This window comes from Rathayibacter sp. AY1F3, assembly GCF_002931975.1.
Taxonomy (GTDB): domain Bacteria; phylum Actinomycetota; class Actinomycetes; order Actinomycetales; family Microbacteriaceae; genus Rathayibacter.
In genome coordinates this window covers 1-26336 of record NZ_PSVF01000038.1, presented here as the reverse complement: position 1 = coordinate 26336, position 26336 = coordinate 1, and the positions used below count along the sequence as shown (strand labels likewise).

Sequence of the window (26336 nt, the reverse complement as noted above, 5' to 3'; positions counted from 1 at the left end):
CCTTCGAAGGGGGTGGTGGGGTTGCGAAGGTTAACCTAACCTAACCGCCTGGACGGGGCCAGTGGCCGGTGGGATCAGCGGCGGTGGGACGCGACCAGGCGGCGCAGGTGCTCGCGGGGAGCGTCGACGATCCGGACGGGGTCGTCGAGCACGAGCGTCGTGCGCTCGGATCCGTACTCGGGCCAGCCGGCGTCGCCCGTCGCCGCGAAGGCGGCCCAGCGCGACGAGACCTCGTCGCTGAGGCGCTGCGGGGCGGGCCCGATCGTGCCACGGGCGTCGTCGAGGCTGCGGAAGAGGAAGGGCAGCTCGAGGGAGTGGGTCGCGCCGCGGGAGTCGTCGGCGCGCCAGGCGAACAGGGCGGCGCGCGTCGATCCGGTCGCTGCGGCCCGGGCGTCGAGCAGCCGCAGACTCGGCTGCCGGTAGATCTCGTCGGCGAGGCACGCCTCCAGGGCCTCGGCGTCCGAGGGGGTGCGGCCCAGGTCGGCCGCCAGAGCCTCTCGATAGGCCCCCGCGTCCCCTCCCGGAAGCAGGTCGGCGACGTGCCGGTCGAGCTGCGCGCGCAGCTCGACGGAGTCGGGAGCCCGGAGGTCGACGGAGCCCGAGCCCTCGTTGACGTTCGTCGTCACGACGAGATCCACTCCGCTCGAGGCTCCCGCCGCGACGGCGGACACCGGGTCGCGGGTCAGCAAGCGGCCGTCGAGGCCCGCCCGGAACACGGCGACGGTGTTCGGACCCCCGGCCGAGCGGCGGGCGAGCAGGCGGTCCTGCGCCTCGATCAGGCGAGGCCAGGGCAGGTCGAGGAGCCGCTCCGGCGGCGCGCCGAGCAGGTCGAGCAGGTCCGCCGTCGCCTCCTCGCCGTACTCGCGCGACCCGACGCGCTCGGGGTTCGCGCTCTGCAGCACCGCTCGCGCGAAGAGGCCCTCGGCGCGGGGCGCTGCGAGCAGCATCGCGGCCGACGTCGCGCCGGCGGACTGGCCGGCCAGCGTGATCCGACCGGGGTCTCCTCCGAACGCCGCGATCTCGTCGCGGACCCACTCGAGCGCGGCGACGGTGTCGTGCAGGCCCGCGTTCGCGGAGTCGCGGTACTCGTGGCCGAGGAGGTGGTCCACGGTGAGGAATCCGAGCGCGCCGAGCCGGTGGCCGAGCGCCACGACGACGGTGCCGGTCCGGGCGGCGAGCCGTGCTCCGTCGCAGAAGGGCTCGGAGGGGGAGCCGGCGACGTGCAGCCCCCCGTGGATCCAGACGATCACCGGGCAGGCCTCGGCTGCCTCCGGCGTCCAGACGTTCACGGTCAGGCAGCCGGTCTCGCTTCCACCCGACGTCTGCGGAGCGCGCGGTCCGGGCTCCAGCGCCTCGCGGCGTCCGCTCCAGGCCTCGAGCGGCGGAGCCGGGAGGAAGCGCCGGGGGTCGCCCGCGTAGGGCACCCCGAGGAACGCGTGCGCCGCTCCGTCCGGCGTCGCGACGGTCCGCCCGAGCAGCCGGCCGGCGGAGACGACGGCCTCAGCCATCGCGCCCTCCGGGCTGCAGGAGCACCGGCCCGTGCCCGGGCGAGAGGGTGCTCTGCAGCACGAGGGAGGACGCTCCGACGGCGGCCGCGTCGCGCGGGTTGCTCGAGAGCTCGACCTCGATCGGGTGGGCCCGGCGGGCGAAGCGGCGCTCGTCGAGGCGGGCGCGGATCGCGCGGGTGTGGATCGATCCGGCGATGGCGACTCCGGGGCCGGTGAGGACCAGCTCGTCGAGGTCGAACAGGTTGGCCAGGATCAGAGCGCCGTCGGCCAGGTGCCCGGCCGCGCGCTCGATCAGGGCGAGGGCCGCCGGATGGCCGTTGATCGCCGCCAGGCTGAGCACGTCGAAGTCGCGGGCGTGCTCCTCGGCGCGGAAGGCGAGGTCGAGGTCGGCGAACGCGGCGCGGTCGGAGCGCGCCTCCTCCACGACCACCGTCGGCGAGGCGTACCGCTCGAGGCAGCCGACGTTGCCGCAGAAGCACTCGCGCCCGCCCGGCACGATCGTGACGTGGCCGATCTCGACCGCGTTCGAGCTCGCCCCGCGCAGCAGTGCGCCGTCGAGGACGACGCCGGCCCCGATGCCGGTGCCGACGTAGATGCTCCCGAAGGTGCGGTGCCGCGAGACGCCGCGGCTCCAGAACTCGCCGATCGCGGCGGCGGCGGCGTCGTTGTCGAGCAGGATCGGCGCGCCCAGACCGGCGCCGAGCTCCTGGCGGAGCGGGTGGTCGCGCCAGTGGTGCAGCGTCGGCGGGCCGAGGACGCGGCCCGCGGCCTGGTCGATCGGGCCGGGAGCGACGACCGCCACGCCCGCGATCGAGCCGCGGTCGATCCCGGTCCCGCGGATGAAGTCGTCGTAGGCCTGGACCAGGCGCGCGGTGACCTCCTCCGGGGAGGCGAGCGCGGCGCCGTCGATCTGCTGGCGTGCGATCACGCCTCCGCCCGTGTCGGTGGCGACCAGGGTGATCGACTCGAAGCCGAGCTGCAGGCCGATGGCGATCCTCGCCCGCGCGTTGATCTCGAGCAGCTGCCGCGGCTTGCCCCCGGTCGAGGTCGAGCCGGTCTGGCGGACGATGCCGTCGGTGAGGAGCTTGCGCACGATCATCGAGATCGCGGGCTGGGTGAGGCCGGTCGCGGCGGTCAGCTCGACGCGGCTGATCGGCCCGGAGGAGCGGATCAGGTCCACGACGAGGGCGCGGCTCCCGGGGGCCGCGGGTGTCGATTCGCGCCGTGCCATGCCGTCACCTCCCGTTCCGCTCGTCAGCGTACGGGACGGCTCCGCCGCCGATCGGCCCCCTACTCTGGACGGGCGACGAAGGGCGGTGGCGATGACGCGGACGAGACCGATCGGCCTGGCCCTGGTGCGGGCGACCGAGATCATGGGCGCGGAGCCGTACTTCCACGAGTTCATCGCCGGTGTCGAGCGGGCGGTCCGCCCCTCGGGCTACTCGGTGCTCCTCAACGTCCTGCCCGACGCCGACGCCGAGCTCGCGACCTATCGGCGGTGGAGCGAGGACGGCGAGGTGAGCGGCGTGATCCTGGTCGACCTCGAGGACGGGGATCCGCGGCCGGAGTTCGTGCGCGGCCTCGGCCTCCCCGCCGTCGTGATCGGCCCGCCGAGCGCCGCCGTCGGCTTCCGCGCGGTGTGGACGGACGACGACAACGCGATGCGCGCGGCCGTCGACTTCCTCGCAGGTCAGGGCCACTCCCGGCTCGGCCGCGTCGCCGGACCCGCGGAGCTGCTGCACACGCGCATCCGCGAGGAGACGTTCGCGCAGGAGTGCGCGCGGCACGGAGTGTCCGGACCGACGGCCGGGGGCGACTACTCGCGGGCCTCCGGGGCCCGAGCTCTGGCGGCCCTGCTCGACGGCGACGAGCGGCCGACGGCGGTCGTCTTCGACAGCGACCTGATGGCGCTCGGCGGACTCGACGAGGCCCGCGATCGCGGTCTCGTCGTCCCGGGCGAGCTCTCGCTCCTCGCCTGGGACGACTCCGCGCAGTGCCAGCTCAGCGAGCCCCCGCTCTCGGCGGTCTCGCACGACGTGCAGGTCATCGGGATGCTCGCCGGCCGGGAGCTCCTGGCCGGAATCGCGGGTGGCGAGAGCCGCGCGATCAGCAGCCCTGCCGTCGTGATCGTCCCGCGCGGATCCACGGGCGCGCCGGCGGCCTGAGCATCTCCGACCGCCGGTCGACGGCCGTCACCACGCCCCGCGTGCTCGCACTGCCGTCTCGATTCGTTACATAAATTATTTACTTTTGATATTGACCTCGATGGGGAGGACAGGGGAGTCTGTCCGAGGACCGGCCGACGAGGGCGGGGCGACGAGCCCCGATCCCGAGAGCGGAACGACGCGAGCCGGTCCTCCACCCCGGTCGAAGGAGCCCTGGAACACACATGACCCGTGCCGCAGCACCGCCCGCCCCGAGGCGCTCCCGCCTCCGCTCGGCCCTCGCCGGCGGAGCGATCGCCGCCGTCGTCGCCTCGACCTTCGTCGCGACCGCGTCCTCCGCCCAGGCCGCCCAGGCCGCGCCGGCCGACTGGACCAGCGCCAACACCGCGTTCGTCCAGCGCGACGGCAGCGCCCTCACCCTCGACGGCGAGCGCTTCCGTGCCAGCGGGACGAACATCTACTGGCTCGGCCTCGACGAGAACGTCGGCGGGATCGACTACCCGACCTACTTCCGCATCAAGGACGCCCTCGACACGGCGGCCGGGCTCGGGGTCAACGTCGTGCGCTCGCACATGATGACGTCGACCAGCCAGGACGACGCCGACCCGCTCGCGCTGATGCCGCGGCTCGGCGAGTACAACGAGGAGGCGTTCCGCACCATCGACTTCGCGGTCGCCTACGCGGGCACTCTCGGCATCCGCCTGGTGCTGCCGCTCACCGACCAGTGGGAGTACTACCACGGCGGTCACCGCGACTTCACGACTCCGCTCGGCCTCGAGTCGGACGACTTCTACACCGACCCGGCCGCGATCGCGGCATACCAGGACTACGTCGACCACGTGCTCGACCACACGAACACGATCACCGGGACGCGCTTCGTCGACGACCCGACGATCATGGCGTGGGAGCTGGGCAACGAGCTCGAGGGCATGACCCGCGAGTGGATCGACGCCCAGGTCGCGCACCTGAAGGAGAAGGCCCCGGAGCAGCTCGTCGCCGCCGGCCGCCGCTTCGACATCGATCCCGACACCCTCGCGTCGCCGGACCTCGACATCGTCGACGTCCACTACTACCCGCCGACCGCCGAGCGGGTCTCGGCCGACGCGCGGACCGTCGCGGACGCGGGCAAGGTCTACATCGCGGGGGAGTACGCCTCGACGGCCGCCTCCGCCACGCTGCTCGACGCGGCCGCGGCCGACCGGAACGTCTCGGGCATGTTCTTCTGGTCGCTGTTCGGGAACAACGACCGCGGGGGCTTCGTCCCGCACGACGACGGCTTCACCCTCCACTACCCGGGCGATTCGGCGCGGGAGCGGGAGAGCGTGGACGCGGTCGAGCGCTACAGCGCGGCCGTCGGCAGCACGCCCGGCCGGCACGAGCTCGGCGCCCCGCTCGTCACGGCCCTCGACCAGGTGTACGGCATCACCACCGTCTCGTGGCGCGGGACCGCGGGAGCGCAGGGCTATCTCGTGCAGCGCTCGGTCGACGGCGGTGCCTGGAGCGACGTGACCGACGGCGCCGTCTCCGCCTCCGCCTCCCCGGTCACCGACTACGACTCGCCCGACGGAGCGCGCTACCGCGTGGTCGCGGTCGGCGAGGGCGATCGCCCCGGCCCCGCCTCCGACCCCGTGGCCGCGCCCGAGGCCGGCACGGTGCTCGTCGATCCGCTGCAGACCTGGACCCTCAGCTCGGCACACGAGAACGCGCGGCTCGAGCCGACGCCGGCCGGCGGAGTCGTCGCCGCGATGGGCGCTGCGAGCATCACCTGGCAGCGTGACGGCGTGACCGCCGCCGAGTTCCTCCTCTCGGACCCCTCGGCCGCGACCGTCTCGACGAGCACCGACGGGACGACCTGGACTCCGGCCGCGACCACGGTCGACGGCGGCGCCCTCCGGGCGGTCGGCCTCGACGGCGACGCCGTCCGCCTCTCCTGGAGCGGCAGCGCCACCCTCGAGCGCGCCACCGTCACGAGCGCGGCGGAGGCGGTGGCCCTCGCCGACCCGCTCGACGACTTCTCGAAGGTGTCGGCCCGCACGGGCAGCCTCGCGATCGACTCCGGCTCGCCCGCGCAGTTCGGCGGAGACGTCTCCCGCGTGAAGCGCGAGAGCACCGATCCGGCGAGCCTCACCTGGAGCTTCGACGACATCAGCGGCGCCGACGTGACGGCCTGGTACTGGCCCGACCAGCCGGTCGCCCCGCTCACCGTGGAGGGCTCGGCCGACGGTGCGACGTGGGCGCCGATCGCGGTCGACACCCGCGGCGGCACCGGGAACTGGAAGCAGTACACGCTGTCGGTGCGCGGCCTCTCCGGCGTGAACCAGCTGCGCGTCTCGTGGCCGCAGGGCCCGGGCGAGGCGTGGACGCCGCAGATCGGCTCCGTGAACCTCTTCTCGCCGAACGCCGCTCCGCTCGGCGCCCCGGCCGCCCCCGCGCTCGTCGCGCCGGCCGCCGGCGCCGACGGGATCACCGCGACCCCCGCGTTCTCGTGGGAGCCCGCCGCCGACGCCGCGTTCTACCGCTTCACCCTCTCGGCATCGGAGGACCTCTCCGACCCGATCGTGGAGACGACCGGGCTCACCGCGACCACCGTCCGCCCGGACGTCGACCTCGCCCCCGAGACGCGCTACTCCTGGCGGGTGACCGCCGTGAACGGCGTCGGCTCCGCCGTGTCCGAGGTCCGCTCGTTCGAGACCTCGGCCGTGCCGACGGAGCCCGTCGTGGTCGACGACTTCGAGGGCTACGCCGACGACGCGGCGGTCCGCGAGGCCTACGTCCGGAACAGCGGAGGCGGCACCATCGCGCCGACGCTGGTGCCCTCCGGCGCCGGCAGCGCCGCGCGCTTCGACTACGACACGGGCACGGCCGGCTACGCGGGCGTCGTGAAGACGTTCGATGCTCCGCAGAACTGGTGGGGCTACTCCGGGCTGACCCTCGACGTGGACGCCGCGGCCCCGTTCTCGGTGCAGTTCGTCGCGAACGGCGCCTACTGGGAGGCCTCCGTCACCCCGGCGACGGAGGGGCCGACCGTCGTCCCCTTCTCAGCCTTCGCTCCGCCGTCGTGGGCCCCGGAGGCCGATCTCGACCTGACCTCGGTGACCCAGTACGCCCTCTACGTGAACGGATCGGGGACCGGAGTCCTCACCGTCGACGACGTGGCGACGGTGGTCGCCGCCGGGCCCGCCCCGACGCCGACGCCGACCGCTCCGCCCACGACGACGCCGACCACCCCGCCGACGACGACGCCCACCGCACCGCCGACGACTCCCACCGCGCCGCCGACGGCCGGGCCCTCGCCCCACCCCCACGTGCCGTCGTGGCTGGAGTCGCTGGTGCGCCAGTACCTCCCGACGATCCGGCACTGGTGGCAGGCCCGTCACTGACCTCCGTCCCGCACCCACTGCACTCACCGTCGCACCGCGACGCCCTACCGAGGAGAACACCCGTGCAACGACCCACCAGAAACCGCAGGACCACGCTGACCGGCATCGTCGCCGTCGCCGTCACGTCCTCCCTCGCGCTCGCCGGCTGCTCCGGCGGATCGGCGGGGAACGACTCCGGCGAGCCGGCCGGCGAGATCACTGTGCTGACCAACCGCACCGACCTGGTCGACACGACCTTCGCCGACTACGCGACGACGTTCGAGGGGAAGTACCCCGGGACGACCGTGAAGTTCGAGGCCCTGACCGACTACGAGGGCGACACCAAGATCCGCCTGAACTCGAAGGACTACGGCGACGTGCTGCTCATCCCGAGCTCCAACGTCACCAAGGACGACTACTCCGACTACTTCGAGCCGCTGGGCTCGACGGAGGAGCTGTCGAAGACCTACCGCTTCACCAACGAGGGCTCGTTCGACGGCACCGCCTACGGCGTCTCGACCTTCGGCTCGGCCATGGGCTACGTGTTCAACCGCGACGTCTGGACCGCGGCGGGCATCACCGATCCGCCCGCCACGGAGGAGGAGTACCTCGCCGACCTCGAGAAGATCAAGGCCGACGGCGTCGTCCCCTATTACACGAACTACAAGGACGGCTGGCCCCTCGCGACGATCGAGGGCAACCTCGGCACGGTGCAGGGGGCGGACGTCCGCACCGAGATGATCGCGGACGACGCGCCCTGGACCGAGGGCAACGACCAGTACAACATCGACGGCCTGCTCTACGACACGGTCGCGCAGGGCCTCAGCGAGGCGGACCCGACCACCACGAACTGGGAGGAGTCGAAGGACCTCCTCGCGAGCGGGGAGATCGGCTCGATGGTGCTCGGCTCCTGGGCCGTCTCGCAGATGCAGGACGCGGCCGAGAAGGCCGGGAAGTCCCGCGACGTCATCGGCTTCTGGCCGATGCCGTGGGCGCAGGACGGGACCTTCACCTCGGTGACCGCCTCGGACAAGTTCCTCGCGATCAACAAGAACTCGGACAACAAGGCCACCGCCCGCGCGTGGATCGACTGGTTCACGAACGAGTCCGGCTACGCCGAGAGCCAGGGCGCGATCAGCCCCGTGATCAGCGACCCCGCTCCCGACACCCTCGCGGACTTCGACGCGCTCGGCGTGCAGTACCTCGAGCTCGCCCCGGACCCGGTCGGCAAGGAGGCGGTCATCAACGACATCGCCAACGAGGCCGAGATCGACCTGTTCGGCAACGCCTACCGCCAGGAGCTGATCGACGCCGCGCGCGGTGCGGGCGCCGGCGACAAGGAGTCGCTGTTCGCCGACCTCAACTCGCGCTGGGCCGCGGCCCGCGCCGACGTCGCCGAGTAGTCCCCGCGGGCGGCCGCCTCCCGCGGCCGCCCGCCCCCTCCCTCGGAGCCCCACCGCTCCTGCACCCCCGAACGACGGAAGGATCGACCATGGCGATCACCGACGCTCCGCCCATCGAGGTCGGAGCGAGCAAGCGGATCCGGCCCCGCCGCCGGCAGCGCCTCACCGGTAGGCGCATCACCCCCTGGCTCTTCCTGGCGGTCCCGCTGGCGTTCCTGGTCGTGCTGACGTACATCCCGGTCGCGAACATGTTCTGGTACAGCGTCACCGACTGGGACGGCCTGGACCCCGACAAGACCTTCGTCGGCCTCGAGAACTACGTCGAGATCTTCACGCGGCCCGAGATCTTCCGGGTCTTCTTCGTCAGCCTGTTCTACCTCGCCGGCGCGATCGCGCAGCTCGGCCTCGCCCTCTTCTTCGCGACGCTGCTGAGCTTCCGCACCCGGTTCCGCAACTTCTTCAAGGGCGTCATCTTCTTCCCCTACCTGATCAACGGCGTCGCCATCGGGCTGATGTTCCTCTACTTCTTCCGCCCGGACGGAACGCTCGACGCGGTGCTCGGCGTCTTCGGCGTGCAGGACACCCCGCAGTGGCTCGGCGACCCCTCCGTCGTCAACGTGTCCCTCGCGGCCACCTCGGTCTGGCGCTACATGGGGCTGAACTTCGTGCTGTTCCTCGGTGCGATCCAGTCGGTCCCGGAGGAGCAGTACGAGGCGGCGGATCTCGACGGCGCGAGCGCGTTCGACAAGTTCCGCTACATCATCGTGCCGAGCATCCGGCGCATCCTCGGGCTGTCCTTCATCCTCGCGATCGCCGGGGCGCTCTCGGCCTTCGAGATGCCCTACATCATGACCGGCGGCGCGAACGGGTCCGAGACCTTCGTGATCCAGACCGTCGACACCGCCTTCCGCTACTCCAAGGTCGGCCTCGCGTCGGCGATGGCCGTGGTGCTGCTGGCGATCGTGCTGATCATCACGGCCGTGCAGCGGCGCGTGTTCCCCGACGAGAAGGCGAGCCAGGAATGACCAGCACCCAGCAGCGCCCCCCGGCGGTCACCGGTCTCCCGGTGACGCGGCAGGCGGCCGTGAAGGAGCGGCGCACCCGCCGGTCGGCGGGATCCGTCCTCGGCTCGATCGGGAAGTACGGCTCGCTGATCGTGGCCTGCCTCTTCGCTCTCGTGCCGATCGTCACGATCGTGATGCTCGCGTTCAAGACCTCGGCGGAGTACCGGGGCACCGGACCGCTCACGCCGCCCTCGAACTGGTTCAACCTCGAGAACTTCGCCATCGCCTTCACGCAGGGCGGGATGGTCACCGGGTTCCTCAACACCGGGATCATCCTCGTCGTCTCGATCGTGGGCACCGTGCTGATCGGCACGATGGCCGCCTACGCGATCGACCGGTTCCGCTTCCGCGGGCGGAGCATGGTGACCGGGCTCTTCCTGCTCGCGACGCTGGTCCCGTCCGTCACCACGCAGGTGGCGACGTTCCAGGTGATCAACGCCCTCGACCTCTTCAACACCCGCTGGTCGGCGATCCTGCTGTTCACGGGCACCGACATCGTCGCGATCTACATCTTCCTGCAGTTCATGCAGTCGATCCCGGTCTCGCTGGACGAGGCCGCAATGCTCGACGGAGCGAGCCGCTTCACCGTGTACTGGCGGATCGTGCTCCCGCTGCTGAAGCCCGCGATCGCGACCGTGGTGATCATCAAGGGGATCGCGGTCTACAACGAGTTCTACATCCCCTTCCTCTACATGCCCTCCCGCGACCTCGGCGTGATCTCGACCTCCCTCTTCCGCTTCATGGGGCCCTTCGGGGCGCAGTGGGAGGTCATCGCCGCCGGCACGATCCTCGTGATCGTCCCGACGTTGATCGCGTTCCTCTTCCTCCAGCGCTTCATCTACAACGGACTGACATCAGGAGCTACGAAGTGACCCACACCCTCGACACCACTCCTCGCACCGCGGCGGCCACCAGCCGTCCGCTGCACGACGGCTGGAGTGTCCGCGCGACCCGCGGGCCGATCCCCGCCGAGCTGGTCTCGGCCGTCGTCCCCGCGGTGGTCCCCGGCCTCGTCCACACCGATCTGCTCGCGGCCGGGCTGATCCCCGACCCCTATCTCGACCAGAACGAGAAGAAGGTCACCTGGATCGGCGAGACGGACTGGGAGTACTCCTCCTCATTCGACTGGGCCCCCGACGGCCGCGACGTGCACGAGCTCGTCTTCGAGGGCCTGGACACGGTGGCCGTCGTCACGCTGAACGGGCGCGAGATCGCCCGCACCCGCAACCAGCACCGCACCTACCGGATCCGCGTCGACGAGGCTCTGCAGGAGGGGGCGAACGAGCTGGTCGTCGCCTTCGCCTCGCCCGTCGCCGAGGCCGACCGAGCGAGCCTCGAGATCGGCTACCGGCCGCACACCTACTCCCACCCCTTCAACGCCCTGCGGAAGGCCGCCTGCAACTTCGGCTGGGACTGGGGGCTGGACGCCGCCTCCGCCGGCATCTGGAAGCCGGTGACCCTCCAGGCCTGGAGCGGTGCGCGCCTCGCCTCGGTGCGCCCCGTGGTCACGGTCGACGGGACGACCGGCCGCGTCGAGCTGCACGTGGGGCTCGACCGGGCCTCGGACGCCGAGGTGGAGGTGCGCGCCTCCGTCGCCGGCGCGGAGGCCGTGGCGAGCGTCCCCGGTGGCGAGCGCACCGCGGTCCTCCACCTCGAGGCGGCCGAGGTGGCCCTGTGGTGGCCGCGGGGCTTCGGCGGGCAGCCGCTCCACGACCTCGAGGTCGCGCTCCTGCAGGGCGGAGCCGTCATCGACGAGCGCTCCCAGCGGATCGGCTTCCGGACCCTGGAGGTGCAGCTCGACCGCGACGACGAGGGCACCTCGTTCCGCTTCGTCGTCAACGGCGAGCCCGTCTGGATCCGCGGAGCCAACTGGATCCCGGACGACGCCTTCATCACCCGGGTCGACCGCGAGCGCCTCGCCCGCAGGATGGACCAGGCCGAGTCCGCGAACCTCAACCTCCTCCGCATCTGGGGCGGCGGCTACTTCGAGTCCGACGACTTCTACGACCTCTGCGACGAGCGCGGCATCCTCGTCTGGCAGGACTTCCTCTTCGCCTGCGCGGCCTACGCGGAGGAGGAGCCGCTCCGCAGCGAGGTCGAGGCGGAGGTCCGCGACAACGTCACGCGGATCATGCCGCACCCGAGCCTCGCGCTCTGGAACGGCAACAACGAGAACATCTGGGGCTTCGAGGAGTGGGGCTGGGAGAAGCGCCTCCAGGGCCGCACCTGGGGCCTGGGCTACTACCTCGATCTGCTCCCGCGCCTGGTCGCCGAGCTCGACCCGGCGCGCTCGTACACGCCCGGGAGCCCCTGGTCGGGCGACCCGCAGATCTTCGCGAACGACCTCGACCACGGCTCCGTGCACCTCTGGGAGCTGTGGAACCGCGTCGACTACCCCGCCTACCGGGACGCCCACGCGCGATTCGTCGCCGAGTTCGGCTGGCAGGGGCCGGCGTCGTGGTCGACCATCCAGCGCTCGATCTCGGACTCGCCGCTGACTCCCGAGTCGCCCGGGATGATCCACCACCAGAAGGCGACCGACGGCAACGACAAGCTGACCGACGGTCTCGTCGCTCACCTCCCGCTGCCCGACGACACGGAGGACTGGCACTGGGCGATGTCGCTCAACCAGGCGCTCGCGGTGACGCTCGCGATCGAGCACCAGCGCTCCGAGAGCCCGCGCTGCATGGGCTCGATCGTCTGGCAGCTCAACGACTGCTGGCCGGTCACCTCGTGGGCCGCGGTGGACGGCGACGGCACCGCCAAGCCGCTCCTCTACGCGCTCAAGCACGTCTTCGAGGACCGTCTGCTCACCGTGCAGCCGCGCGGGGAGGGGCTCGCCGTGGTCGCCGTGGGCGACTCCCCCGAGGAGTGGGCCGGCGAGTGCGTCGTGCGCCGCCTGGCGTTCGACGGGACGGTGCTGGCGGAGGAGCGGCAGGAGCTCGCGGTCGGGGCGCGCTCGGTGCGCACCCTGCCGATCGGGTCCGGCGTGGCGACGCCCGAGGACGCCGCCGCCGAGCTGCTCGTCGTCGACTTCGCCGGGACGCGCGCGTTCTGGTTCTTCGCCGAGTACCGCGACTCCGCCCTGGAGGCCGCGCGCCTGCGCACGAGCGCCGCCCCCGTCGAGGGCGGAGTGCAGGTGACCGTCACCGCTGAGAACCTCGTGCGCGACGTCACCCTCCTGGTCGACAAGGTGGACCCGTCCGCCGTCGTCGACGACCAGCTGGTCACGCTGCTGCCGGGCGAGAGCGTCGTCTTCACGGTGCGCGGCTCCGGTCTCGACACCGAGGCGCTGGTGTCGCCGAGCGTGCTGCGCACGGCCAACCAGCTCGTCGCCGACTGGGCCTGATCCGCGGTGAGCACGCAGCCCGCCCTGGCCGTCGACGTCGGCGGCACGAAGATCGAGACCGCCCTCGTCGACGCCGGGGGCGGGCTCGTGCCCGGCACGCGGCACCGGCGCGCGACCGGCCCCGCCCTGACTCCTGAGGAGTTCGAGCGGGCGCTCGCGGAGTGCGTCGCCGCCTCGACGGCCGGGGCGGACGTCGTCGGCGTCGGCGCCGGATCCGCGGGGCCGATCGACCTCGACGGCGGCCGGATCCGACCGAAGAACCTCCCGCTGCTCCACGGCGTCCCGCTCCGGGAGGCGCTCGAGCGGCTCGTGCCCGGTCGGCCGGTCGAGCTGCGCCTCGACGGGACCTGCATCGCCCTCGCCGAGCACTGGTACGGGGCCAACCGGGGCGCCGTCTCCTCGGTGAGCCTCGTCGTGTCGACCGGGATCGGCGGCGGGATCGTCCTCGACGGCCGGGTGCTGGCGGGCCGCTCCGGCAACGCCGGCCACCTGGGCCAGGTGCACGTCGCCGACGCCGACCCCGAGGAGGGGAGCGACGGGACGCTCGAGAGCATCGCCTCCGGACCGAGCACCGTCGCCTGGGCCCGGCGCCGGGGCTTCGCCGGGAGCACCGGGGAGGAGCTCGGGCGCGCGGCCGCGGACGGCGACGCCGTGGCCCTGTCCGCGGTCCGCCGCTCCGCCGAGGCCGTCGGCACGGCGATCGCGGGCGCGGCGACCCTGCTCGACGTGCACGACTTCGCCGTCGGCGGCGGTTTCGCGGGCGTGACCCGCGACTACCTCCACCTCGTGCAGGCGAGCGCCCGGGAGCACGCTGTCCTGGACTACGCCCGCGGTCTCGACGTCCGCCCGTCCGGGCTCGGCGGGGAGGGGCCTCTGATCGGCGCGGCCGCCCTGATCCTCCGATCGACGGCGGCGGCGCGCGAGCCCGCCCTCGTGCCGTGAGCGGCATCTCCTCCGAGCATCCGCTCCGCTCGGCCCTGCGCCCGTCGCGGCACCGGGTCGTCGGGGCGGCGCTCGCCTACGTCGTCAAGGACAGCCCGCTGTGGATCCTGCCGCTCGTCACCGCCGCCGTGGTCGACGCCCTCGTCGACGGCCGGTCGCCATCGGCGCTCGTCGTGCCGGCCGCGGCCGCCGCGGCGACGATCCTCGCGAACATCGGGGCGAACGCGGTCTACGTGCGGCTCTCCTCGTCCGCCGTCCGCGCGCTGGGCCTGCGGCTGCGGGAGGCGCTCGCCGAGCGGCTGCAGAGCCTCTCGCTCGACTACCACTCGCGAGGCAGCGCCTCCATCGCCCAGACGAAGGTGGTGCGCGACGTCGAGAACCTCGAGCTGATGCTGCAGCAGGCCTTCGGGCCGGTGCTGACAGCGCTGGTGGTGCTCGTCGGAGCCGGAGTGGCGACGGGCACGAGGGTGCCGCAGTTCTTGCTGGTGTTCGCGCTGACCGTCCCGCTCGCGGCCGCACTCGTGCTCTGGCTCCGTCGGCGGACAGCGGCCGGCAACGAGGCGTTCCGGCGCCACGTCGAGACGATGTCCGGCACCGTCGGCGAGATGTCCGCGCTCCTCGAGGTCACCCGCGCCCACGGCCTCGAGAAGGTCTCGGTCCAGCGGGTGGTGGAGGCCGCCCGCCGCGTCGAGCGGGCGGGCGTCGCCCTCGACCGCCTGAACGGGCGCTTCGGGGCGCTGTCGTGGAGCAGCTACCAGCTCATCACGCTCGGCTCGCTCTTCGGCGCAGCCGTCATCGCGATGACGGGCGTCCTGCCGGTGACGGTCGGCGAGGTCGTGCTGCTGAGCTCCTACTTCGCGCTGCTCACCGGGACGATCACGGCGGCGTTCCAGACTGCTCCGCTGGTCACCCGCGGCCTCGAGTCGCGCCGCTCGATCGCCGAGGTCCTGGCGGACCCCGACGTGGAGCACAACGAGGGCGAGCCGGTCGTCGACGCCCTCGCCGGAGGAGTCGAGCTCGACCGGGTGAGCGTCGACTACGGCGACCGGCGCGTGCTGCACGACGTGTCGCTCCGGATCGCCCCGGGGGAGACCGTGGCCTTCGTCGGCCCCTCCGGCTCGGGGAAGTCGACGCTGACCCGGGTGGTCCTCGGATTCGTCCGCCCCTCGCAGGGCCGCGTGCTGCTCGACGGCCGTGACATCGCCGCCCTCGACATGCGCACGGCCCGCCGCTTCGTCTCGGTCGTGCCGCAGGAGTCGGTGCTCTTCCGCGGCAGCATCCGCGACAACGTGCTCTACGGGACAGCGGACGCCGACGACCACCGGCTCGAGGCGGCGCTGCGGGCGGCGAACGCGGAGTTCGTCCTCGAGCTGCCCGACGGCTGGGACACGGTCGTGGGGGAGCGGGGCGCCCTGCTGTCGGGAGGCCAGCGCCAGCGCCTCGCGATCGCGCGGGCCCTGATCCGCGACCCCCGTCTGCTCGTGCTCGACGAGGCGACCGCCGCACTCGATCCGCGCACCGAGCGCGAGGTCCGGCTCGCCCTCGACCGGTTGCGCGAGGGGCGCACGACGCTGATCGTCGCCCACCGCCTGAGCACCGTCCGCACGGCCGACCGGATCGTGGTGCTCAGCGAGGGGCGCGTCGTGGAGCAGGGGACGCACGATGAGCTGCTCGCGACGGGCGGCGCGTACGCCGCGCTGCACGCGACGGCCTGAGCGGGCCGCGGCCGCATCGATCCGTCGCCCGCGGCCCGTGCCCGCCGCCGGGACGGGCCGCTGCTGACGGATCGATCGCGGGTGCGGCCCAGCGGGACCATCGTTAGCGTGGAGGTCCGCGCCGATCGCCGGCGCCGAGGGGAGCCCCATGGATCAGACCGTCGAGATCGACGCCCGGGCGGAGGCCCTGCGCGCCGACCCCGAGAGCTTCGCCGCGATGGACGCGCTCTGGCGCAGCGTCTACGCCCTGCCGATGTGGTGCTTCATCGCGCGGGGGCCGGACGACGCGCCCACACCCTTCGTCGGCGGCCTGGAGTCGGGGCCGATGGTCTTCGCCTTCACCACGGGGGAGCGCGCCCGCGCCGGGGCGCTGCACGCCGGCCTCTCCGACGAGGACGCGTCGCGCGTGCTGAAGGTGCCGATGCCGGCCGCGCTCGAGTGGATCGCGGCGATGGGATCCTCCGGAGTCGCGGGAGTGGTCTTCGACCTGCCCCGCTTCGGGTACTTCGCGCCCCTCCAGAACCTGCTGCCGATGCGCGACTTCATGGCGGCGAACCCGCCGGCCTGAGCCCTGCACCGTCGAGACCAGCGGATCCGCCGATACCAGCTGATCCGCGGGTTGTCGCCGCCCCGAACTGGTCACTGGACGACACCCGAGGATGGTGGGCCGGAGGCGCGCCCGTCTTCCGAGGACGAGGCCGGGAGACGCCGATGGGGAAGCTGCACTACGACGGATCGGTCGAGATCGACGTCGAGGACCGGGTGCTCGCCCACCTGCAGATCGTCCTCACCGCGAAGCTGCGCCGGGGGGAGTCGTGCCTGCTCACCTGGCGCGACGAGAACGGGATGAGCGACGGCCGCAGCGCGATCTGGCTGCACCCCTCGCACACGCTCCGCTACACCTACGCCGGCGGCCGCATGCCCCGCATCAACCCCGCCTGGATCGCGGCGCTCACCGATCTCGCGAACTCCGCCGGCGGCCTCCGCTTCGTCCCCGAGCCGCCGGAGCCCGTGCGTCCCCCCGGCGGAAGCGCTCGCCGGTGACCGGCGGCCGGCCCCGTTCCCGGTCTCTGGCTCAGCAGCCGGGGTCGGCGGCGTCCGCGTCGAGCGCCGCCGCGGTGCCGAGCGCGATCAGCGACTGGTCCGTCGCGACCGCGACCCTCGGGAAGCCGAGCGATCGCAGCAGCCCGGCGCGCTCGCGGTCGCCCGCGTAGGCCCCGGCGCCCTTGCCCGCGCGCCGGGCCGCCGCGGCGATCCTCGGCAGCGGGTCGTCCGGTCCGTCCGCGGCGAGCAGGTCGGACAGGTCCTGTCCGAGGCCGATCGCGAGGTCGAACGGGCCGACGAACACTCCGCTCACGCCCGGCACCGCGAGGATCCGATCGACGGCGTCGAGGCCGGCCTGCGTCTCGATCATGACCCAGAGCGCGGTGCGCGCCTCGGCGGCCGACGGTGGAGCGGCGCCCCAGAGATCGGTCATCGGTCCCCAGCTGCGGCGGCCGAGCGGCGGGTAGTGCGCGGCGCGGACGGCCGCGAGCGCCTCCTCGACCGTCTCGATCATCGGGACGACCACGATGTCCGCTCCGGCGTCGAGCGCCCTGCCGATCAGCGCGTCGGAGAGCCCGGCGACCCGGACGCCGACGGGCGGCCTCCCGCTCACGGCGCCGAGCGCGCGCAGGGAGGCGAGGACCGCGGCGTCGTCGAACGCGCCGTGCTGCGCGTCCAGGCACAGCCACGCGGGCCCGCCGCGCGCGATCTGCGCGACGGTCAGCGGCTCTCCGAGCCGGCACCACACCCCGTCGGCCCGACCGTCTCCGAGAACCCGTTCCGCATCCACGGGTCCGATCCTCGCGCACGGAGCGCCGCCTAGGCGAGGACCGCCAGCGCCGTCGACAGGATCCCGAGGACGACGCCCGCCCCGAGCAGGATCAGGCCGGTCAGGCGCAGCGCCCGCACCGCGTCGCTCCACCGGTGCAGGCGGATGCGGTGCGGATCCTCCTCGCGGTAGTGCACCTCCCGCTGGTCCGACCGTGTCGGCGTCAGCGGGTCCCCGGCGGACAGCGGACGCGATCGCACCTCGCCGGCCCGGGTCACCCAGTGCAGCGCGAGGGGCGGACCCTCCTCGAGGTAGGCGGTCGTCGTCAGCCAGCGTCCGTCGATCAGCGCCGCGACGAACGCGGCGAGCAGGAACAGCACGCCGAGGGGGAGGGTGACAAGCGAGAGGGCCTCGGAGATCGTCTCCAGCATGCAGCGTCCCTCCGACCGGATCCGGTGCTGAGCGTACCGAGTCGGCGGCCGGCGCGTCCTCAGTGGGACGCGCCCCGCCGCCGAGCCCGCGGGCCTCAGCCCCAGGCGACCTCGAGGTCGACGACGAACGTCACTCCGAAGCGGTCGCGCAGCATCCCGTAGAGGGGCGACCAGGCCGCCGGGGCCAGGGGCACGACGACCGCCGCCCCCTCCGAGAGGCCGTCCCAGAGGCGGTGCAGCTCGTCGGCGTCGGGGCCGCGCAGCGACACGAACACCGGGATCGTGCCCGGGTCGTAAGCCGTGTGCGCGGGGACGTCGTACGCCATGACGCGGAAGCCGGCCTCGGAGACGACCTGGCCCCACATCAGCTGGTCGGCCTCGTCGGGCGAGGTGACAGCGTTCGCGTCCGCGTAGGACATCGCGTCGACCCGGCCTCCCGTGACCGAGGCGTAGAACTCCAGCGCCTCGCGGGCCTGCCCGCGGAAGTTGAGGTGGGTCGTCGTGGTGATGCTCATGGTGCGCTCCTCGCAGTCGTGCCGGGTCGATCACCCGGTGCCCCGAAGCTCCCAGGAGAAGAGGACGGTGACGGTCCTCTTCTCGGAATACCCTCGGGACGTGCCCACGACGACCGAGCGGCTCCTCCTGCTCCTCTCCCTTCTGCAGACCCGCCGCGACTGGCCGGGCGGAGTGCTCGCCGAGCGCCTGGGGATCGCGCCGCGCACGGTGCGTCGCGACGTCGACCGGCTCCGCACGATGGGCTACCGGATCGACTCGGCGAAGGGCCCCGACGGCGGGTACCGGCTCGAGGCCGGCGCCGAGCTCCCGCCGCTGCTCTTCGACGACGAGCAGGTGCTCGCCCTCACCGCCGCCCTGCGCGCGCCGGTCGCGGGGCTCGAGGAGGCGTCGGCCCGCGCGCTGGCGACGGTGCGGCAGGTCCTGCCCGCCCGGCTCCGGCCCCGAGCGGATGCGCTGCGCTTCACGGTCGCGGCCGCGCCGGCTCCCGCGGTCCCTCCGGAGCGGCTGGTCGCGGTCGCAGCGGCCGTCCGGGCCTCGGAGGTCCTCCGCTTCGCGTACGCGGAGGCGGTGCGCCGCGTCGAGCCCCACCACCTGGTCGCGCGTCAGGGCCGCTGGTACCTCATCGGCTTCGACCTCGACCGCGACGACTGGCGGGTGTTCCGCGTGGACCGGCTCGAGCCGCGCTCGCCCCGCGGTGCCCGCTTCCGCCGCCGGATGCTGCCGGGCGGGAGTCCCGCCGAGTTCCTGGAGGCGCGGTTCCGCGGCGGAGCGCCCGGGGAGGGGTGGCCGTGCCGCGGCTCGGTGGTGCTGACGGCGCCTGCCGCCGAGGTCCTGCCCTACGCGGGCGACGGGGAGGTGGAGGACCTCGGCGACGCGGGCTGCCGACTCGCCCTCGGCGCCTGGTCGTGGGAGGCGCTCGCCGCGTCGTTCGGCCGGTTCGACGCTCCGATGGCCGGGGCCGAGCCGCCCGAGCTGGCCGCCGCGTTCCGCGTGCTCGCGGAGCGGTACGCCGCGGCGGGAGCCTGACCGGACCGCGGCGGCCGCCCGGCGCCGCTACTTCACCGAGTACCGGGCGCTCCCCGTGCTGCCGTCCGCCGTCGTGACCGTCAGCGTCCAGCAGGTGCCCCGCTTCGCGGGCACCGTCCACGCCTTCACGTAGCGGTTCGTCGCGGTGTCGTAGCGGAGGCGTCCGGTCAGGGTGGTCGTCGGCGCTCCGGTGAGGACGGCACCGGCGGTGCAGGAGGTCTGCCTCTGCGTGACGCTGCGCACGTCGGCGAGGGCGGAGTGGCGGAACGTGCCCGCGGACGACGTGGACGTCACCTGGAACGTCACGCCGGTCGCGGCTCCGGCGGCCACGCTCTTCACCGAGGTGCTGAGCCCGCCGATCGCCCACGGGGTCACGGTGTAGGACGCGGTGAGGGTCGAGACGTTGCCCGCCCGGTCGGTCGCGGTCGCCCGGTACACATGCGGTCCGACGGAGCGGCCGCCGCCCGTGATCACGCAGTCGCCGGTGAGTCCCGAGAGCGCGTCGTCCGCGAGGCAGCGCGCCTCCGGGAGCACGGTGCCGAAGGGGTAGGACCCCTCGGGCCTCGACGTGAACGAGAGCTGCGGCATCGTGGAGTCGATGCCGATGCCGCTGCGGGTCGTCGTGGCACGGTTGCCCGCGTTGTCGACGGCGGTGCCGGTGACGCTCTGGCCGGGGCCCTCGCGCAGGATCCGCGCGGGGGTGCAGCTGCGGATCCCGGAGCCGCTGCCGTCGGCGCAGGAGAAGCCGACGGAGACGGGGGAGCGGAACCAGCCCGCGGCGTTCGGAGCCGCCGGCGCGGTCGTCGCGGCGATGGTGGGGACGCCGGTGTCGACGATCCGGTAGGTCGCGGTGGCGGTCGTGGTCAGTCCTCCGGGGTCGGTCCAGGTGCAGGTCGCCGTGCGGGTGCCGAGGCCGTTCACGAGCGTGCCGGTGACGACGGCCTCCTCGCTGAACGTTCCGCTCTCCGCATCCGTGATCGCGCAGGCGGCCCTCGGCTCCGAGCCCTTCTCGTAGGAGGCGCCGTCGGTGGCGGAGGCGACCGTCACGACGGGCGGGGTGTTCGCGGGGACCACGGTGACCGTGTGCGGCATGCCGGCCGTGGTGCCGTACGCGTTCCGCGCGCTCACCGTGAAGGTGGAGTCGCCTGCGGTGGTCGGCCTGCCCGAGACGACGCCCTCCGGCGAGAGGGCCACCCCCGCGGGAAGGGCGCCGGACGAGACCTCGAAGGTCGCAGCCGGGCCGGACGCCGTGAAGGTCGCGGAGTAACGGGTCCCGGTCTTGACGAGCGTCTCGGCGGTGTCGGCGGTGAGGGTCGGCAGCGGGCCGATCGCGAAGGCGTGGTTGAAGCCGACCGCGATGCCGGTGGCGCCCGTGATCCCGGCCGGGACGTCCAGCTCCGTGTCGCCGTCGGGGTGGAGGGAGACGACGGTGCCGTCGGACGTCAGCAGGACGCTGAAGCCGATGCCGGCGGCGATCGCGGTGATGCCGCCGAGATCGGCGGGGACCCGCGGCAAGCCGGAGTCGGCGGGGTCGCCCCAGGTGACGACGGTGCCGTCCCGCTTCAGGGCGAGGCTGTGGGAGTAGCTGACCGAGACGGCGACGACGTCGCGGAGGCCTGCCGGGGTGGTGTACGCGCCCCTGTCGTCGCCGCCCCACGCCACGACCGTCCCGTCGGCGCGCAGCGCGAGGCTGTTCCAGCCGCCCGCGGCGATCGCGACCACTCCGGAGAGACCCGCCGGCACGTCGGTCGCTCCGAACTGATCGGAGCCCCAGGCCGCCACGGTCCCGTCGCCCCGCAGAGCGAGGGTGTGGTAGCTGCCCGCGGCGACGGCGGTCACGCCGCCGAGTCCGGCCGGGACGTCGGTCTGGCCCTGACGGTCGTCGCCCCACGCGACGACCGTCCCCTCCATCGTGAGGGCGATGCTGTGGAGGTACCCGGTCGAGATCGCGGTCACCTCGCGGAGCCCGGCCGGCACGTCCCGCTCGCCCTCCAGATCCGCTCCCCAGGCCTCGACGGTGCCGTCGGTGTGGAGCGCGAGGGTGTGGCTGTAGCTGCTCGCGACGTCCGTGAGGTCGGACATGCCCGCCGGCACGTCCCACTCCCCGTTGAGGTAGCGCCCCCAGGCGGCGACGCCGTTGGCGAGGTGGTCGTTCCCGACCGGCACCGGGTCCGGCTCGGCGGAGGCGAGGGGAGCCGCGGTGCCGGCGAGCAGCGCGACGGTCGCGGTCAGAGCGAGCAGAGTGCGGCGCAGGCCCGCGGCGGTGCGGGCGGGGCGCGGAGAAGCGGGGTCGGTCACGGGCTCACGCTAGGGGCCGGCTCTCCTCCGCGGCGGGGGCGGGGGCGCCCTGTAGCGGACATGTCCTCTAGAGGGCGGAGCGCCGCTTCTCCAGGGCGGAGCTCGTCCCCTCCAGGGCGGAGCCTGGCCCCTCGGGGCCCGCGGCGGAAGGGCTTGCCCGGATCCGCGGCGGGGGATTGGCTGGAGGACAGGAGAGAGAGGTGTCACCATGACGCAGACCTTCCCCGCCTGGTTGCGGGATCAGCAGAAGAGGGACGACGAGGTCGGCCGCTTCGCGCAGGCCTTCGGCGGTCGCGACGACCTGCCCGAGCACGGCGGCCGCGCGATCTACGACGGCTACTTCGCCAGCGAGCCCGAGTCGGCGCAGGCCGATCTGGACCGCGCCTGGATGGAGTTCGAGGCGCACCCCGAGCCGTCCGCCACGTCCGACGAGCCGGAGGGACTCCGATGACCGACCAGACACCGAGCCCCGTCGAGGACCCGGACGACCAGTCCGACAAGCCGTCGCAGGCCGAGGGCGAGGACGAGCGCGACACCCCGCACGAGGTCCTGCCCGCCGAGGGCAAGCCCTCGAAGGCCGAGGGCTGAGCCGACGCACTGAGCCGACGCACTCCCCGGAGGGGCGCATCCTGCAGAGGGTGCGCCCCTCCGCCGCGTCAGCGTCCGGTGACCGCCAGCAGCTCGTGCGCCGCGGCGCTGTCCGGGTAGCGGGAGAGCACGCGCTCCAGATCGCGCCGAGCCGGAGCCGTGCGCCCGTCCGAGAGGAGCGTGCTCGCGCGCTCGAGCAGCGCCTCCGCCCGCAGCTCCACGGGACGCGCGCTGGTGACGGTCGGGCGCACCACGCGGTCGAACGCCTCGAGGGCGCCCTCGATCAGGCCGAGCTCGCGGAGAGCGACGCCGCGGCGGATGAGCACCGCGGCGGAGGCGGCGTCCACGTTCTCGACGGGCGCCGAGAACTCGGCCACGTCGCTCCAGCGGCGGCGGGCGGAGTAGAGGGAGGCGAGCGTCGACGCCGCGAGGGTCGACGGCTCCAGGGTCTCGACCGCCACGACAGCCGCGGTCGGATCCATCGGTGCTGCCAGCTCGGCGTAGAGCAGGCGCAGCGCCGGGGCGTCGAGCGGCACCTCCACGTCGAGGCCGCCGCTCAGCGGCAGGCGGACGGTCAGCGCGATCCCGTAGCGGCGGAGGAAGGAGTCGGCCGACGGGTCGTAGCGGATGCGCACCAGCCAGCCGGTGAGCCGCAGAGCGCGATCGTCGTCCGCGGAGTGCAGGGCGTCGCGGACGAGCTCGACGACGGCCGCGAGGCGCGAGCCCTCGGGGGAGCCGGTGGTCGCCTCGTGCAGGTCCTCCGCCGGCGCCCCGGCGCGCACGAGCCGGAGCAGGGGCGCCTCCCACGCCGGAGCGAGGGCGGAGGGGCGCACGAGACCCGGCCCGCCGGGCATGCTGAGCCAGCCGGACAGCCGGGAGCGGTGGTCCTCGAGGGAGAGCGGGTCGCCGGCCGCCCGGAGCCGGGGGCGTGTGAGGGCGCGGAGCTCACCGCTCCGCCGGAAGCCGACTGCCACGGCCGATCCCCCTCCGCGTGCGACGGCGGCTGAGGACCGTCGATCCGCCGAGTCTACGGCGTCGCGCCCCGCCGTCACCCCCGAACGGGGAGCGACGCGCTGGCGGCGATCCCCCGCCTCCTGTCGTCGCCCCCCGGCGCTGTCAGGCGCCGATCGAGCCGGCCGTGCGCAGCGGCATCACGTCGGGCTTCTCGGCGGTGCTCGCGATCGTCACGACCGCCTTCTCCTCGTTCGAGCGGAGCACGGCGTCCATGATCTCGAGCACGTGCAGGGCCACGCGGCCGGAGGCGCGGTGCGGGCGGTCCTCCGCGATCGCCTCTGCGAGGTCGGCCAGTCCCACTCCGCGACCGGTGTCGATCACGCCGGCGGAGTCGGGGACGACCCGCCAGTCCTCGTCGCGGACGGCGACCTCGACCGGGTCCGAGAACATGTTCGGGTCCGGGACCGAGATGGTGCCCTCGGTGCCGTAGACCTCGAACTTCGGGGCCCGGCTGCGCCAGACCTCGAAGCTCACGGTGACGGTCGTGGCGACTCCGCTCGCGTGCTCGAGCAGCGCGGTGATGTGCGTGTCGATCGTCACCTCGATCGGCGTGCCCGCCTTCGGCCCGGTCTCGATCGTGCGCGGGCGGTCGGAGCGGGTGGCCAGGCCCGTGACGCGGACGACCGGCCCGAAGAAGTGCACGAGCGCCGTCAGGTAGTACGGGCCCATGTCCAGCAGCGGGCCGCCGCCGGGCTGGTAGTAGAACTCGGGCGCCGGGTGCCAGCGCTCGTGGCCGGGAGCGGCCCAGTGCACCTGCGCGGCGATCGGCGTGCCGATCGCGCCGGAGTCGAGGGTGAGGCGCGCGGTCTGCACGCCGGTCCCGAGCACCGTGTCCGGGGCGCTGGCGAAGCGCAGGCCCAGCTCGTCCGCGAGGTCGAGCATCGGCGCGGCCTCGGCCGGGTTCAGTCCGAGCGGCTTCTCGGCGAAGACGTGCTTGCCCGCCTTCAGGGCGCGGGTGCCGATCTCGACGTGCGCCGCCGGGATCGTGAGGTTCAGCACCGCGTCGATCTCCGGGTCGTCGATCAGCGCGTCGACGGTGAGGGCGCGGACGCCCTGCTCGTCGGCGACCTGCTGCGCCCGCTCCTGGTTCAGGTCGGCGACCGCGACGAGGCGGAGGCCGGGGAAGGTCGGGAGGTTCGCGAGGTACTGCTCGCTGATCTTCCCGACGCCGATGATGCCGACTCTCAGCGGGACGCCCACAGCATTCCCCTCTCGATGATCGTGCGGACGTTGTCGTCCTGGAGGATCTCGACGCGGTGGCCCGGCGTCGAGACGAAGATGCGGCCCTCGCCCCAGAGGCGGGTCCAGATCGCGGGGGAGGTGATGGGGCGCTTCCACGGGTCCCACGGGCGGACGGCCTGCGTGGTCGTGGCGAGCACGTCGTTGTAGTCGTCGTGCAGCACCCAGTACTGCTCCGTGACCAGCTCGAAGTCGGTGATGCCCTGCGTGATCGGGTGGTCGGCGGCGAGGGCCGTCATCTCGATCGTGTGCGGCATGTAGTTGTCCGACTGCTCGCCGGTGCGCTCGTCCGGGTGCTTGCCGGGGTGCGAGGCGAACTGGCCGCCGATCAGCTGCAGGTAGTCGGAGTTGTCGCGGTAGGAGTCGGCGATCCCGCCGTGCCAGCCGGCGAGGCCTGTGCCGCGCTCGACCGCCGCGCGGAGGCCCAGGAACTCCTCCCACTGGATGGAGGTCATCGTGTTCGACTGCACGATCAGGTCGACCGTCCGCATGTAGGCCTCGTCGGCGTACACGGCGGTCGACTCCTCGACGCGCACGTCGTAGCCGTTGTCGCGGAGGAACGGCAGGAACAGCTCGGTCGCCTCGACCGGTTGGTGGCCGTCCCAGCCCCCTCGGACGACGAGGGCCGTCTTGCCGGGAGTGGTCGGGGAGTGGTCGGTCATCGTCGTCCTCACGTGCGGGCGGATCGCTCCGCGGTTCGTCATCGAACAGGACTTGCGCAACTTCTGCGCGGGAGCCCCAGCGTCCGACCATCATGCACCGCGGTTCCCGGCGGAGCAAGCCGTCCTGGCGCAGGGCTAGTTGCGAAAGTCGGTATCCGCTACGGTGAGCACATGCCCGACCACGACGACGTCTCCGGAGCGACCACCCGCCCGACCATGGCGCTGATCGCCGAGCGCGCCGGGACGAGCGTCCCCACCGTCTCGAAGGTGCTCAACGGCGGCACCGACGTCTCGGAGGCGACCCGCCTGCGCGTGATGGAGGCGGCGCACGCGCTCGGCTACCGCCGCCGTCCGCGCCTGCGCCCGCCGGTGGAGGATCCGCACTCCGCCCAGATCGTCGACGTCGTCGTCGGCCACATCGGCGGCACCTGGATCGGACCGGTCCTCGAGGGGATCGAGGCCGAGGCCTCCGCCGCCGGGGTCGACCTGGTGCTCACCCGCGCCCGCGACGACGGCGCCTGGATCAGCCGCCTCCTCCGCCGCCCCTCGCTCGGCGCCATCGTGGTGCTGGTCAACGTCTCGGCCGCGCAGCTGCACCTGCTGACCACCGCCGAGCTGCCCGTCGTCGTCGTCGACCCCAGCACGCGGCCGCCGGCCGACGTCGCGAGCGTCGGCGCGACCAACTGGGACGGGGGCCGCATGGCCGCCGAGCACCTGCTCGACGCCGGCCACACCCGCTTCGGCGTCCTCGGCGGCACCCGCACCCAGCTCTACAGCAGCGCCCGGATCGACGGCTTCACCACCGCGCTCCGCGCCGCCGGAGTCGAGGATCCGCGCGTCGCCTACTGCGACTGGGACCGCGAGCTGGCCCGCGAGGCCGCCGGGCTGATGCTCGCCGAGCCGGACGCGCCGACCGCCTTCTTCGCCTGCTCCGACGTGATGGCGCTCGGCGTCTACGAGGCCGCCGACGACGCCGGCCTCCGCATCCCCCGCGACCTCAGCGTCATCGGCTTCGACGACGTCGAGGAGTCGGCCTGGGCGACCCCGCCGATGACCACGATCCAGCAGCCCATCGGCGAGATGGGCGCCATCGCCTTCCGGATGCTGCACCAGGCGCACCGGTCGGCGACTCCGCTCGCCTCGGGAGCCTCGGCCACCCGCATGGAGCTGGAGACGCGGCTGATCCGCCGCGCCTCCGTCGCACCCGTGCGCGTCTAGCGCCGCCCGCTCGCCCTCCCTCCCAC

General features: G+C 73.4%; 23 protein-coding genes. 14 read left to right on the top strand and 9 right to left on the bottom strand.

Annotated features, from left to right (window positions below):
* Window positions 1-74 precede the first annotated feature (74 nt).
* The gene (locus C5C39_RS15715) at window positions 75-1508 is read right to left on the bottom strand and encodes a carboxylesterase/lipase family protein (RefSeq protein WP_104353819.1); all 1434 of its coding nucleotides are present in this window, start codon (window positions 1506-1508) and stop codon (window positions 75-77) included.
* Window positions 1501-2739 carry an ROK family transcriptional regulator gene (locus C5C39_RS15710; RefSeq protein ID WP_104353818.1) on the bottom strand — a complete coding sequence of 413 codons (1239 nt, stop codon included), beginning with the start codon at window positions 2737-2739 and terminating at the stop codon, window positions 1501-1503. Before C5C39_RS15710 ends, C5C39_RS15715 begins: the two co-directional genes overlap by 8 nt.
* Before the next feature lie 91 nt (window positions 2740-2830).
* On the opposite strand from C5C39_RS15710, the gene C5C39_RS15705 reads away from it, so the two are divergent.
* The 10 genes from C5C39_RS15705 (at window position 2831) to C5C39_RS15660 (ending at window position 16549) form a co-directional block, all read left to right on the top strand.
* A complete protein-coding gene (locus C5C39_RS15705; RefSeq protein WP_208543346.1) occupies window positions 2831-3673 on the top strand; it encodes a LacI family DNA-binding transcriptional regulator in 843 nt (280 codons plus the stop codon).
* A 224-nt stretch (window positions 3674-3897) separates the two neighbouring features.
* Entirely contained in the window at window positions 3898-7053 is a 3156-nt protein-coding gene (locus C5C39_RS15700; protein ID WP_104353817.1) for a cellulase family glycosylhydrolase, read from the top strand.
* 62 nt (window positions 7054-7115) lie between these two features.
* A complete protein-coding gene (locus tag C5C39_RS15695) occupies window positions 7116-8435 on the top strand; it encodes an ABC transporter substrate-binding protein (protein WP_244230529.1) in 1320 nt (439 codons plus the stop codon).
* Between the two features lie 89 nt (window positions 8436-8524).
* The gene (locus C5C39_RS15690; RefSeq protein WP_104234025.1) at window positions 8525-9460 is read left to right on the top strand and encodes a carbohydrate ABC transporter permease; all 936 of its coding nucleotides are present in this window, start codon (window positions 8525-8527) and stop codon (window positions 9458-9460) included.
* Window positions 9457-10371, top strand: a complete 915-nt coding sequence (locus tag C5C39_RS15685; RefSeq protein ID WP_104295819.1) for a carbohydrate ABC transporter permease — start codon at window positions 9457-9459, stop codon at window positions 10369-10371. The genes C5C39_RS15690 and C5C39_RS15685 overlap by 4 nt, the downstream gene beginning before the upstream one ends.
* Window positions 10368-12848: a glycoside hydrolase family 2 protein gene (locus C5C39_RS15680; protein ID WP_181136243.1), complete on the top strand. Its 2481-nt coding sequence runs from the start codon at window positions 10368-10370 to the stop codon at window positions 12846-12848. Before C5C39_RS15685 ends, C5C39_RS15680 begins: the two co-directional genes overlap by 4 nt.
* Before the next feature lie 6 nt (window positions 12849-12854).
* The gene (locus C5C39_RS15675; protein ID WP_104238483.1) at window positions 12855-13790 is read left to right on the top strand and encodes an ROK family protein; all 936 of its coding nucleotides are present in this window, start codon (window positions 12855-12857) and stop codon (window positions 13788-13790) included.
* The gene (locus tag C5C39_RS15670; RefSeq protein WP_104258022.1) at window positions 13787-15505 is read left to right on the top strand and encodes an ABC transporter ATP-binding protein; all 1719 of its coding nucleotides are present in this window, start codon (window positions 13787-13789) and stop codon (window positions 15503-15505) included. The genes C5C39_RS15675 and C5C39_RS15670 overlap by 4 nt, the downstream gene beginning before the upstream one ends.
* A gap of 148 nt (window positions 15506-15653) precedes the next feature.
* Window positions 15654-16073 carry a hypothetical protein gene (locus tag C5C39_RS15665; protein ID WP_104224305.1) on the top strand — a complete coding sequence of 140 codons (420 nt, stop codon included), beginning with the start codon at window positions 15654-15656 and terminating at the stop codon, window positions 16071-16073.
* A gap of 143 nt (window positions 16074-16216) precedes the next feature.
* A complete protein-coding gene (locus C5C39_RS15660) occupies window positions 16217-16549 on the top strand; it encodes an ATP-dependent DNA ligase (RefSeq protein WP_104282604.1) in 333 nt (110 codons plus the stop codon).
* 31 nt (window positions 16550-16580) lie between these two features.
* On the opposite strand, the gene C5C39_RS17655 is transcribed toward C5C39_RS15660, so the two are convergent.
* The 3 genes from C5C39_RS17655 to C5C39_RS15650 form a co-directional block, all read right to left on the bottom strand.
* Entirely contained in the window at window positions 16581-17339 is a 759-nt protein-coding gene (locus C5C39_RS17655) for an HpcH/HpaI aldolase/citrate lyase family protein (RefSeq protein WP_181136411.1), read from the bottom strand.
* Between the two features lie 29 nt (window positions 17340-17368).
* Window positions 17369-17749: a hypothetical protein gene (locus tag C5C39_RS17650; RefSeq protein WP_104267914.1), complete on the bottom strand. Its 381-nt coding sequence runs from the start codon at window positions 17747-17749 to the stop codon at window positions 17369-17371.
* A 95-nt stretch (window positions 17750-17844) separates the two neighbouring features.
* Complete coding sequence (locus C5C39_RS15650) at window positions 17845-18264, bottom strand: VOC family protein (protein WP_104353815.1); 420 nt, start codon at window positions 18262-18264, stop codon at window positions 17845-17847.
* Between the two features lie 100 nt (window positions 18265-18364).
* On the opposite strand from C5C39_RS15650, the gene C5C39_RS15645 reads away from it, so the two are divergent.
* Window positions 18365-19291 (top strand): YafY family protein, encoded by a 927-nt coding sequence (locus C5C39_RS15645; protein WP_258075861.1) that lies wholly within the window; start codon window positions 18365-18367, stop codon window positions 19289-19291.
* A gap of 27 nt (window positions 19292-19318) precedes the next feature.
* Here the strand turns inward: C5C39_RS15645 and C5C39_RS15640 are convergent, their stop codons facing one another.
* A complete protein-coding gene (locus C5C39_RS15640; protein WP_104353814.1) occupies window positions 19319-21589 on the bottom strand; it encodes a PxKF domain-containing protein in 2271 nt (756 codons plus the stop codon).
* Between the two features lie 208 nt (window positions 21590-21797).
* Between C5C39_RS15640 and C5C39_RS15635 the strand changes: the two genes are divergently transcribed.
* Entirely contained in the window at window positions 21798-22040 is a 243-nt protein-coding gene (locus tag C5C39_RS15635; RefSeq protein WP_104227148.1) for a hypothetical protein, read from the top strand.
* Complete coding sequence (locus C5C39_RS17645) at window positions 22037-22177, top strand: hypothetical protein (RefSeq protein ID WP_181028825.1); 141 nt, start codon at window positions 22037-22039, stop codon at window positions 22175-22177. Before C5C39_RS15635 ends, C5C39_RS17645 begins: the two co-directional genes overlap by 4 nt.
* A 68-nt stretch (window positions 22178-22245) precedes the next feature.
* Here C5C39_RS17645 and C5C39_RS15630 read toward each other — a convergent pair whose 3' ends face one another.
* The 3 genes from C5C39_RS15630 to C5C39_RS15620 form a co-directional block, all read right to left on the bottom strand.
* Window positions 22246-23151 carry a tol-pal system YbgF family protein gene (locus tag C5C39_RS15630; protein ID WP_104353813.1) on the bottom strand — a complete coding sequence of 302 codons (906 nt, stop codon included), beginning with the start codon at window positions 23149-23151 and terminating at the stop codon, window positions 22246-22248.
* Between the two features lie 142 nt (window positions 23152-23293).
* Complete coding sequence (locus C5C39_RS15625; RefSeq protein WP_104255953.1) at window positions 23294-24391, bottom strand: Gfo/Idh/MocA family protein; 1098 nt, start codon at window positions 24389-24391, stop codon at window positions 23294-23296.
* Window positions 24376-25092: a ThuA domain-containing protein gene (locus tag C5C39_RS15620; RefSeq protein ID WP_104227162.1), complete on the bottom strand. Its 717-nt coding sequence runs from the start codon at window positions 25090-25092 to the stop codon at window positions 24376-24378. The genes C5C39_RS15625 and C5C39_RS15620 overlap by 16 nt, the downstream gene beginning before the upstream one ends.
* A gap of 171 nt (window positions 25093-25263) precedes the next feature.
* On the opposite strand from C5C39_RS15620, the gene C5C39_RS15615 reads away from it, so the two are divergent.
* The gene (locus C5C39_RS15615; protein WP_104224297.1) at window positions 25264-26310 is read left to right on the top strand and encodes a LacI family DNA-binding transcriptional regulator; all 1047 of its coding nucleotides are present in this window, start codon (window positions 25264-25266) and stop codon (window positions 26308-26310) included.
* Window positions 26311-26336: the final 26 nt, after the last annotated feature.